Origin of the sequence: Streptomyces sp. CC53, from assembly GCF_001865245.1 — a bacterium.
Lineage (GTDB): Bacteria > Actinomycetota > Actinomycetes > Streptomycetales > Streptomycetaceae > Streptomyces.
Genome location: NZ_MKXB01000225.1, coordinates 1 through 10668 on the forward strand (window position 1 = coordinate 1; position 10668 = coordinate 10668).

6 protein-coding genes are annotated in these 10668 nt (G+C 74.9%); 4 read left to right on the plus strand and 2 right to left on the minus strand.

Features of this window, described 5'->3' with window-relative positions; translation table 11 throughout:
- Positions 1–25: 25 nt before the first annotated feature.
- Together mltG and BJP40_RS29600 are read right to left on the minus strand one after the other, a co-directional pair.
- Entirely contained in the window at positions 26–892 is an 867-nt protein-coding gene (mltG, locus tag BJP40_RS29595; RefSeq protein WP_071283709.1) for an endolytic transglycosylase MltG, read from the minus strand.
- Positions 893–1162: 270 nt separating this feature from the next.
- Positions 1163–3073 carry an ABC transporter ATP-binding protein gene (locus BJP40_RS29600; RefSeq protein ID WP_071283700.1) on the minus strand — a complete coding sequence of 637 codons (1911 nt, stop codon included), beginning with the start codon at positions 3071–3073 and terminating at the stop codon, positions 1163–1165.
- Between the two features lie 138 nt (positions 3074–3211).
- Between BJP40_RS29600 and BJP40_RS29605 the strand changes: the two genes are divergently transcribed.
- The 4 genes from BJP40_RS29605 (at position 3212) to BJP40_RS29620 (ending at position 10593) form a co-directional block, all read left to right on the plus strand.
- Entirely contained in the window at positions 3212–3661 is a 450-nt protein-coding gene (locus BJP40_RS29605) for a MarR family winged helix-turn-helix transcriptional regulator (protein WP_071271496.1), read from the plus strand.
- A 40-nt stretch (positions 3662–3701) separates the two neighbouring features.
- Positions 3702–6641 (plus strand): FAD-binding and (Fe-S)-binding domain-containing protein, encoded by a 2940-nt coding sequence (locus BJP40_RS29610; protein ID WP_071283703.1) that lies wholly within the window; start codon positions 3702–3704, stop codon positions 6639–6641.
- A 212-nt stretch (positions 6642–6853) separates the two neighbouring features.
- Positions 6854–8800, plus strand: coding sequence for an ABC transporter ATP-binding protein (locus BJP40_RS29615; RefSeq protein WP_079171564.1), 1947 nt, complete (start codon positions 6854–6856; stop codon positions 8798–8800).
- A complete protein-coding gene (locus tag BJP40_RS29620; protein WP_071283706.1) occupies positions 8797–10593 on the plus strand; it encodes an ABC transporter ATP-binding protein in 1797 nt (598 codons plus the stop codon). The genes BJP40_RS29615 and BJP40_RS29620 overlap by 4 nt, the downstream gene beginning before the upstream one ends.
- Positions 10594–10668 lie beyond the last annotated feature (75 nt).

Consider the following 10668-nt stretch of genomic DNA (forward strand, 5'->3'; position numbering starts at 1 on the left):
CGCGCGGCGGAGGGCGGGCGGCGCGTCAGGAGGCGGTGCGGCGGTGCTCGTTGAACTCGGCGACATTCTTCTTCTGTTCGGCGTAGCTGGCGGTGAAGCGGGTGTCGCCCGGTTTCACGGTGACGAAGTAGAGCCAGTCGCCCGGCGTCGGCTCGACGGCCGCATGCATGGCGTCCTCGCCCGGGTTGCCGATGGGGGTGGGCGGCAGGCCCGTCTTGGCGTAGGTGTTGTACGGGCTCTCGATGCGGGTGTCCGCGTGGCTCGTGTCCAGCGTGGAGCGGTGCAGCGCGTAGTTGAGCGTGGAGTCCATCTGGAGGGCCATGCCGAGGGCCATGCGGTTGTGGATGACGCGGGCGACCTTGCCCATGTCCTCGGGGCTGTCGGCCTCCGCCTGGACGATGCTGGCGATGGCCACCGTGTCGTACAGCCCCCGGCCTGCGCGCTGCAGGCCCTCGGTGATGCGGTCGCCCGCGAAGCGCTCCCCGGCGGTCCTGACCATGTACCGCAGCAGGCTCTCCGGGGTGGTCGTGTCGTCGATCGGGTACGTCGCCGGGAACAGGAAGCCCTCGGGGTTGCCCCCGGACTCGGGCGGCAGGCGGTCGGCCAGGATGACGGCGGCGGCCTCAGTGGTGCCGGGGGGCACGCCGAGGGACTCGTCGACGGCGGCGTACACCTGCGTGGCCCGCCAGCCCTCCGGAATGACGAGGGTGCGGGTCTCCGTAGGGGGAGGCTCGACCGGCGGGGGCTCCCTCAGGAGCAGCAGCGGTAGCAGGACACCGGCTGCGACCAGGGCGAACGCGCCGGTGAGCAGGACGATCCGGCCGCGGCGGGTCAACCGCGGTCCGCGTCGGTGGCGGGGCGCGCGGATGCGCCGCCAGAACTCGCGCCTCATGCCGGGCACAGTAGCCGGAACTTCTCACAAAATCGGACATATCCCCGGCGCGGTCGCCTCGCGACACCCCGGACGAACACACGAACGCACGAGCGGGTGTTCGCTGGAACGTGTGGCCGGACCGGAATCCGCCCCGCAGCAGCCCCGCGGCAGATGATGCTTACGGTGCGCAAGCGACGGGCTGCAGACCTCGGTTGCGCGGTCCCACACTGCACGACGTACAAGGAGAACCACGTCCCATGAACATCCTCACGGACCTGCTCGCCGGCTTCATGCACTTCGTGGGCTGGCTGGTCTGACCCTCACTTCGCTCGGCGCCGTCGCTCCCCCGTCCCACGGGAGCGGCGGCGCCGCCGTCGTGTCCAGGAGCGTGTCGCCGTGGACGAGCGCGGCGTACCGGCCGCCCTGCGCCAGCAGGTGGGCGTGGCTGCCCCGTTCGACGATGCGGCCGCGGTCGAGGACGACGATCTGGTCGGCGTCCCGCACGGTGGAGAGCCGATGGGCGATGGTGATCGTGGTCCGCCCCTCCGACAGGGCGTCGATGGCCTGCTGCACCGCGTGTTCGGTACGGGTGTCGAGCGCGCTGGTCGCCTCGTCCAGGATGAGGACCGGCGGGTCGCGCAGGATGGTCCTGGCGAGGGCGAGGCGCTGCTTCTCCCCGCCGGAGAAGCGGTAGCCGCGCTCCCCGACGAGGGTGTCGTAGCCGTCCGGGAGCGAGGCGATGTGGTCGTGGATCTGGGCGGCCTTCGCTGCGGCCTCGATCTCCGCGTCGGTCGCGTCCGGTCGGGCGAAGCGCAGGTTGTCGGCGACGGAGGCGTGGAAGAGGTACGTCTCCTGGGAGACGACGCCGACGGCGCGGGTGAGGCTGTCGAAGTCGAGGTGGCGCACGTCGACACCGTCGAGCGTGACCCGGCCGCCCGTGACGTCGTACAGCCGGGGGACCAGATAGCTCAGGGTGGACTTGCCGGAACCGGTGGCGCCGACGACGGCGAGACTGCTGCCGGCCGGCACGGTGATGTCGATGCCGTCGAGCGTCGGAACCCCCTGGGCCGGGCCGCCGTCGGCCCTGCCGTCCTGCTCGTAGTGGAAGGAGACGTTCTCGAAGCGGACCTCGCCGCGGACCCGGTCCATTCGCACGGGCCGCTCGGACTCCGTGATGTCCACCGGCAGGTCGAGGTACTCGAAGATCCGCTGGAAGAGCGCGAGCGAGGTCTGGATCTGCACGCCCGTGGACAGCAGGCTGACGGCGGGGCGGAAGAGCCCCTGCTGGAGCGAGACGAAGGCGACGAGCGTGCCGATGGACAGGGCGGGGCCGCCGGTCTGGAGGGCGAAGCCGGCGGCCCAGTACAGCAGGGCCGGCATGGCGGCCATGACGATGCTGACCGAGGCCATGCGCCAGCGCCCGGCCATGGAGGCGCGGACCTCCAGGTCCACCAGCCGCTCGGACTCGGCCTCGAAGGACCGGGTCAGCGAGTCGGCACGACCCATGGTGCGGCCCAGCAGGATGCCGCTCACCGACAGTGACTCGGTGACGGTGGCGGCCATCGCGGCCATCTGCTTCTGGCGCTGGGTGGTGATCGTCTTTCGTTCGCGGCCCACCCGGCGGCTGATCCAGACGAAGAACGGGAGCAGGAGCAGGGAGACGGTGGTGAGCCGCCAGTCGAGCGCCAGCATGGCGACGACGGTGGCCACCACCGCCGTCAGGTTCGAGACCAGGGAGGTGGCCGTGGAGGTGACCGTGGCCTGCATGCCGCCGATGTCGTTGGCGATCCGGGACTGCACCTCGCCGGTACGGGTGCGGGTGAAGAACGCCAACGGCATCCGCTGGAGCTGCGCGTAGACGGCGGTGCGCAGGTCGTGCATGACCCGCTGGCCCACGGTCGTGGATATCAGCGTCTGGAGGACGCCGAACACGCTGGTGACCACCGCGGTGAGGATCATGCCGAGGGCGAGCAGGCTCAGCAGCCCCGTACGGCCCTCGGGGATCGCCGTGTCCAGGATCTCGCGGAGCAGGAACGGCGAGGCCACCCCCACCAGCGAGGCCGCGCAGACGAGCAGACCCACGACGGCCAGCCGCCCGCGGTACGGACGGAAGAGCCGCAGGATGCGCCGGATCTGCGCCGGCGGCTGATCCGGGTCAGGGGGCGGCGGGGTCCAGTCGGTCTCGGCGTGGATACGCATGGGCTCCTCAGGGTCGGCCGGAGGCGGACGCGGTGCGCGGGACGGCCCACGGACGCCGCACGACGGGGACGTCGACGAAGAGCATAGCTCACTGTTACCTTACTTCACAATGAACGAGGTCCTGATACGCTTCCGATTATGAACGCTCCCGACGCCGACGGCCTCCTGGCCGAGCAGCTGCTGCGCCTCACCCGACGGCTCCACCGCAGCCAGAAGCGGCAGCTGGAAGCCGTGGAGGTCAGCATCACGCCGGCCCAGTCCCGGCTGCTGCGCACCGTCGCGCACTACGAGGCGCCGCCCCGGATGGCCGACCTCGCCGCCCGGCTGGAGGTCGTGCCCCGGGCGGTGACGAGCCTGGTCGACGGCCTGGAGGCCGGCGGCCGGGTGCGGCGCGTCCCGGACCCCGCCAACCGCCGCGTCGTGCGGATCGAGCTCACGGAGGAGGGGCGCGCCACGCTGAGGCAGCTGAGGAGCGCGCGCCGGGCCGCCGCAGAGGAGATCCTGGCTCCACTGACCGCCGAACAGCGCGAGCTGCTGGGCGGGCTGCTGTCCGCCCTGGTCGACGGAGTGCCGGAGCGGCCCTGCTGAGCCCGCCGCACGCCCCGCGCCACGTCGAGGGGAGTGCGACATGCCGCTGCTGGAGCCGAAGCCGGACGCCCTCCGCCCCGGCGACCCGGGGCGGAGTCCGCTGCCCGACCGGCTGGCCGACCTGACCGCGCACGGCACGCCCACTCCGCTGCGCGAGGAGCTGCAGGCGGTGTTCGGACCCGAGAAGGTGCTGTGGCAGGTCTCGGACCTGGTGCGGTACGCGTCGGACGCCAGTCCGTACCGGTTCGTGCCGCAGGTCGTCCTCGTCCCCGAGGACGTCGACGACGTGTCCGCCATCCTGTCGTTCGCGCACGGCAAGGGCCGCGAGGTGGTCTTCCGGGCGGCCGGGACCAGCCTCAACGGGCAGGCCCAGGGCGAGGACATCCTCGTGGACGTGCGCCGCCACTGGGAGGGCGTCGAGGTGCTGGACGGCGGCGCCCGCGTCCGGGTCCGCCCCGGCACCACGGTCGCCCGGGTCAACGCCGCGCTGGCCCGGCACGGCCGCGTCCTCGGACCCGACCCGGCGAGCGCCGCGGCCTGCACGGTCGGCGGGGTCGTCGCCAACAACGCGTCCGGCATGACGGCGGGGACGACCCGCAACGCGTACCGCACGATGGCGTCCGTGACCGTCGTCCTGCCGTCCGGCACCGTCGTGGACACCGGCGACCCGGCCGCCGACGACGAACTCCTGCGCGCCGAACCGAAACTCTGCGAGGCGCTGCTCACCCTCAAGGCGGAGATCGAAGCCGATCCAGAGCTCACCGCCCGCATCCGCGCCAAGCACCGCATCAAGAACACCAACGGCTACCGGCTCGACGCCTTCCTCGACGGCCGGACGCCCGCCGGGATCCTGCGCGGGCTGATGGTCGGCTCACAGGGCACCCTCGGGTTCGTCGCCGAGGCGGTGTTCCGCACGCTGCCGCTGGACCGTGCCGTGTCGACGGGGCTGCTGCTCTTCCCCTCCCTCCCGGCCGCCGCGGCGGCCGTGCCGCTCCTGGCCGGTGCCGGGGCCGGCGCCGTGGAGCTCATGGACGGCAACACTCTGCGCGCGTCCGTCCGCGTGGCCGGCGTGCCCGCCGACTGGGCGGAACTGCCGCGGGAGTGCGCCGCGCTGCTCGTCGAGCTGCGGGCACCCGACGGCGCGGCCCTGGAGGCCCAGGAGTGGGCGGTCGCGGAGGTGCTGGACACCCTGGACCTCGTCGCGCCGGTCCCGTCGGTCAGCAACGCCTTCACCCGCGACCCGGCCGCCATCGGCCGCCTGTGGACCGCCCGGAAGGCGTTCGTCACCGCCGTCGGGGGCTCCCGGCCGACCGGCACGACCCTGGTCACGGAGGACTTCGCCGTTCCGCCGGAGCGCCTCGCCGAAGCCTGCGAGGCACTGCTCGCCCTCCAGACCGCGCACGGCTTCGACGCGGCGGTCGCCGGCCACGCCGCCCACGGCAACCTGCACTTCCTCCTCGCCTTCGACCCGGCGGACCCGGCCGACGTGGAACGGTACGCGGCGTTCATGGAGGCGTTCTGCCGGATGACGGTGGAGCGTTTCGACGGCTCGCTCAAGGCCGAGCACGCCACCGGCCGGAACATCGCCCCGTTCCTGGAGCTGGAGTGGGGCGCGAAGGCCGCCGACCTGATGTGGCGGACCAAGCAGGCGCTCGACCCCGAGGGGGTGCTGGCACCGCGGATCGTGCTGGACCGCGACCCGCGCGGCCACCTGCGCGGCCTGAAGTCCGTCCCCGCCGTCGATCCGCTGACCGACCCGTGCATCGAGTGCGGCCTGTGCGAACCGGTCTGCCCCAGCCGCGACCTGACGACCACTCCGCGCCAACGCATCGTGCTGCGCCGTGAGATGGCCCGGCAGCCCGCGGGCTCCCGCGTCGAGACCGCCCTGGCCGTGACGTACGGCTACGAAGCCGTCGACACCTGCGCCGCGGACGGCTCCTGCCAGTCGGCGTGCCCGGTCGGCATCGACACCGGCGCGCTGATGAAGCGGCTGCGGCACGCCCGCCACACACCGCGGGAGGAACGGGCCGCGGCGCTCGCGGCACGCCACTTCGCGACGGCGGAGGCGGCGGCCCGCCGCGCCCTGACGGCCTCGCACCACGCGGGACGGCTCGCGGGCGACCGGCTGCCGCAGGCCGTGACCGGCGCCCTGCGCCGGGCCGTACGGCCCGACCTCGTACCGGAGTGGCTGCCGGAGCTGCCCGGTGCGGCCGCCACCGCGCTGCCCGCCACCCGCCGGGACGGGGCCGCCGCCGTGTACTACCCCGCCTGTGTGAACCGGATCTTCGGCGGCCCCGCCGGGCAGCGGGGCCCGTCCCTGCCGGAAGCCGTCGTGGCGCTGTCCGAGCGGGCCGGGCTCCCGGTGTGGATCCCCGGTGACGTCCGCGGCACCTGCTGCGCCACCCTCTGGTCCTCCAAGGGCTACGAGGAGGCCGCCGCGGTGGCGGCCGACCGGATCGTGGAGGCCGCCTGGGGATGGACCGAGGGCGGGCGGCTCCCCCTGGTCGTCGACGCGTCGTCGTGCACCCTCGGGCTGGAGCGGGACGTGGCGCCGTACCTCGGCGACCGCAACCGGGAGCTGCACGGGGAGCTGACGGTGCTGGACGCGACGGTGTGGGCGGCGGACCGGCTGCTGCCGCTGCTGACCGTGCGGCGCCGGGTGCCGTCCGCGGTGGTGCACCCGACCTGCGCCGCCCGGCGGCTCGGCGCGGAGGACCGGCTGACCGCGCTGGCCCGGGCGTGCGCCGACGAGGTGGTCGTGCCGGACGACGCCGGCTGCTGCGCCTTCGCGGGCGACCGGGGGCTGCTGCACCGGGAGCTGACGGAGGCCGCGACGGCCCGGGAGGCCGCGGAGGTGACGGCCCGGCCCTTCGACGCGCACCTGTCGGCGAACCGCATGTGCGAGATCGGCATGGAGCACGCGACGGGACGCCGCTACCACTCGGTCCTGCTCGAACTGGAGCGGGCGACGCGCCCCTGACGGTCCGGAGCCGTCGGTGTCGACGGCGGCCGCGGGCGCCGTGCGGAAGCGCCCGCCCGCGACGGCCCGGCGCGGGGCCGCCGGAACGCGGCCGTGTGCGGTCCTGGCGGGTTCCGTGCCGTCGGGAGCGAAAACCGTTTGCCCCGGGCCCCGTGGCGGCGCGAGCCTGGCACGTCTCCGCCTCCGCCGCTCCACGACAAGCCTGGGACGTCATGCAGATCCGCCATCTTCCGTACGCCGACCCCGGCGAACCCGACGTCCGCTCGGGCACCCGGTTCCTCGTCTGGCTGGGCCGCAAGCAGTGGCAGGGCCAGCTCACCGCCCTCTGGTGGGCGCTCGTCATGCAGGTGGGCATCGCGACGCTGCCGCTGGGCGTCGGTCTGGCCGTGCAGGCGGTCGTGGACGGCTCCGGCACCGGGCTCGCCGCGGCCGGCGGGATCCTCGCCGCCCAGGGCGCGGCCATCGCGGCCGGGGACGCGCTCCTGCACCGCGCCGCGGTCGCCAACTGGATCGGCGCCGCCGTCCGGGTGCAGCAGCTGCTGGCCCGCAGGACGGCGGAGCTGGGCGCGGTGCTGACCCGGCGGGTGGCGGCGGGCGAGGTCGTCGCGGTCTCCACCGCCGACGTCGAGAAGATCGGCTGGTTCGTGGAGGTGTTGTCGCGGTTCGCGGCGGCCGCCCTCACCCTGCTGGCGGTGTGCGCGGGCCTCCTGCTGTACCAGCCGGAGCTGGGCCTGCTCGTCGCCCTGTGCGTGCCGGTGCTCGCCCTGGCCCCGCTGCCGCTGCTGCCGCGAGCCACGCGGCGCGCCGACGAGCAGCGGGAGAAGGCGGGCCGCGCCACGGAGCTGGCCTCCGACACCGTCGCCGGGCTGCGTGTGCTGCGCGGCATCGGCGGTGAGGAGCTGTTCCTCGGCCGCTACCGGCGGGCGTCGCAGGAGGTGCGGGCCGCCGCCGTGCGCAGCGCACGGTCCTGGGCGCTGATCGCGGCCGTCCAGGTGGTGCTGCCGGGACTGCTGCTGATCGGCGTCGTGGCGTACGGCGCGCGGCTCGCACTCGACGGCCGGATCACGGCCGGTGAACTGGTCGCCGTCTACGGCGTGGTGATGCTGACGCAGTTCCCGCTGCGCGCGTTCGAGGAGGTCGCCATGGCCTGGTCGTTCTCCCGGCCGTCGGCCCGGCGCACCGCCCGGGTGCTCGCGCTGTCCCGCACGGAGGAACCCGCCTCCGCGGACGGACTGCCCCGGGGGGAGCTGCACGACCCGGCCACCGGGCTGGTGGCGCCCGCAGGGCTGCTGACCGCCGTGGTGTGCGGCGACCCCGACGCGGCGGGGCGGCTCGCCGACCGGCTGGGCGGCCACCCCGCGGACGGCGCGGCGGGCCTCGCCCCCGTACGGCTCGGCGGGGTGCCGCTGGACGGGCTGCCCTTGGAGACGGCCCGCACGGCGGTGCTGGTGCAGGACAAGGACCCGGTGCTGCTGTCGGGGACGCTGCGGGAGCTGCTCGACGTGCCGTCGTCCGGGGAGGTGGGCGCCCGGCAGGCCCTGGAGGCGGCGCACTGCGGTGACGTGCTGGACGCGCTGGCTCAGGCGTCGCCGGAACCGGACGCCGACCCGATGGGGGTCCGGATCACCGAGCGCGGCAGGTCTCTGTCGGGCGGCCAGCGGCAGCGGCTCGCACTGGCCCGCTCCCTCGTCGCGGACCCGGAGGTGCTGGTCCTCGACGAGCCGACCTCGGCGGTGGACTCGCACACCGAGGCGCGGGTCGCCGAGGGGGTGCGGCGGCTGCGCGCCGGGCGCACCACGGTCGTGTTCACCTCCTCTCCGCTGCTGCTCGACCGGGCTGACCGGGTGGTGCTGGTGCACGAGGGGCGCGCCGCGGTGTCCGGCACCCACCGGGAGCTGCTGCTGACGGAGCCCCTGTACCGGGCGGTCGTCTCCCGCGCACCCGACGCCGCCGAGCCCTCCGGCACGTCCGGCCCGGGGACCGCGTCCGGTGCCTCCGCCCCGGGGACCGCGTCCGGTGCCTCCGCCCCGGGCACCGCGTCCGGTGCGTACGGCCCCGGCGGTTCTCCCCTGTCCCGTCCGGTCGCCCCGGACGGGACGTTCGCATCCGGGCGCGTCCGGCACACCGAGCACGTCGAGCACACCGAGGAGTCCGCATGATCGGCATGGCGCCACCGCAGTACGATCCGGCGGCCCCGGAGTCGGCGACCACCCTGCCCGTGGGCTCCCCCGCGACCGTGCGGGCGTACGTACGGGAGCTGCTGCGCCGCCACCGGCGGGCCTTCGCCGTGCTGGTCGGGGTGAACACGGTCGCCGTCGTCGCGTCGATGACCGGCCCGTACCTGCTCGGCGGGCTCGTGGACGGGATCGCGGCGGGCTCGCGGAACCTGCGCATGGAGGTGGTCCTGGGGCTCTTCGCGGCCGCCCTGCTGGTGCAGGCGGTGTTCGTGCGCCTCGTGCGGCTGCGCGGCGCGATGCTCGGCGAGGAGATGCTGGCCGACCTGCGCGAGGACTTCCTGGTGCGGTCGGTGCGGCTGCCGCCGGGCGTGCTGGAGCGGGCCGGCACCGGTGACCTGCTGTCCCGGATCACCACCGACGTCGACCGGCTGGCGGAGGCGATGCGCAAGGCCGTGCCGGAGCTGGCGATCGGCGTGGTGTGGGTGGCGCTGCTGCTCGGCGGCATGGCCGTGGCCGCCCCTCCGCTGGCCCTCGCCGTGCTGGTCGCCGCGCCGCTGCTGCTGGCGGGCTGCCGTTGGTACTTCCGGCGCGCCCCGCAGGCGTACCGTTCGGAGGCCGCCGGGTACGCCGCGGTGGCGGGGGCGCTCGCCGAGACCGTCGACGCGGGCCGCACGGTGGAGGCGCATCGGCTGGGGGCGCGGCGGGTCGCGCTGTCGGACCGCCTCATCGCCGAGTGGACGGCGTGGGAACGGTACACCCTGTACCTGCGGACGGTGCTGCTGCCGGTCATCAGCCTGACGCACACGCTGGTCCTGGTCGCCGTCCTGCTGATCGGCGGCGCGCTCGTGCTGCACGGCCGTCTGGACGTGGGCCAGTTGACGACGGGCGCACTGCTCGCGCAGATGCTGGTCGAGCCGATCGGGATCATCCTGCGCTGGTACGACGAGCTCCAGGTGGCCCAGGTGTCGCTGGCCCGCCTGGTGGGCGTGCGCGAGGTGGGGTCGGACCCCGGCGACGGCGCCGTGCGGCCCGAGGGGCGGGACGTGCGGGCGGACGAGGTGCGGTTCGGGTACCGGGAGGGCGTGGACGTGCTGCACGGGGTGTCGCTCGCGGTGGCCCCGGGCACCCGGCTGGCGCTGGTCGGCCCGTCCGGTGCCGGCAAGTCGACGCTGGGCCGGCTCCTGGCCGGCATCTACGGGCCGCGGTCCGGCCGGGTCACGCTCGGTGCGGCGGAACTGGCGCGGATGCCGGCCGAGCGGGTGCGGGAGCACGTGGCGCTGGTGAACCAGGAGCACCACGTGTTCGTCGGCTCCCTGCGCGACAACCTGCTCCTCGCCCGGGCGGACGCTGACGACGACGAGCTGAAGGCGGCCCTGCGCGCGGTGGGGGCCGACGCGTGGGCGGGGTCTCTGCCGGCGGGTCTGGACACCGAAGTGGGTTCGGGCGGCCGGGCGCTGACCCCGGCGCAGGCCCAGCAGGTGGCGCTGGCCCGGCTGGTGCTGGCGGACCCGCACACGCTGGTGCTGGACGAGGCGACGTCGCTGCTCGACCCGCGTGCGGCACGCCATCTGGAGCGGTCGCTGGCCCGGGTCCTGGAGGGCCGCACGGTGGTGGCGATCGCCCACCGGCTGCACACGGCGCACGACGCGGACCTGATCGCGGTGGTGGACGGCGGCCGCATCACGGAGTGGGGCAGCCATGACGAGCTGGTCGCGGCCGGCGGGGCGTACGCGGCGCTGTGGCGGTCCTGGCACGGCGGCCCGGACGGCCGCTGAGGCCCGCGCCCGGCCGGCCCGGCGGCGGGCGCCCGGCGGCAGGCTGCGCGGTGGCCGCCCTGCGCGGGTGCCGCG

Excerpts from the sequence above, each read along its gene's own strand:
- mltG (WP_071283709.1), bottom strand. The coding sequence starts at position 892 with ATGAGGCGCGAGTTCTGGCGGCGCATCCGCGCGCCCCGCCACCGACGC.
- BJP40_RS29600 (WP_071283700.1), bottom strand. The coding sequence starts at position 3,073 with ATGCGTATCCACGCCGAGACCGACTGGACCCCGCCGCCCCCTGACCCG.
- BJP40_RS29605 (WP_071271496.1), top strand. The coding sequence starts at position 3,212 with ATGAACGCTCCCGACGCCGACGGCCTCCTGGCCGAGCAGCTGCTGCGC.
- BJP40_RS29610 (WP_071283703.1), top strand. The coding sequence starts at position 3,702 with ATGCCGCTGCTGGAGCCGAAGCCGGACGCCCTCCGCCCCGGCGACCCG.
- BJP40_RS29615 (WP_079171564.1), top strand. The coding sequence starts at position 6,854 with ATGCAGATCCGCCATCTTCCGTACGCCGACCCCGGCGAACCCGACGTC.
- BJP40_RS29620 (WP_071283706.1), top strand. The coding sequence starts at position 8,797 with ATGATCGGCATGGCGCCACCGCAGTACGATCCGGCGGCCCCGGAGTCG.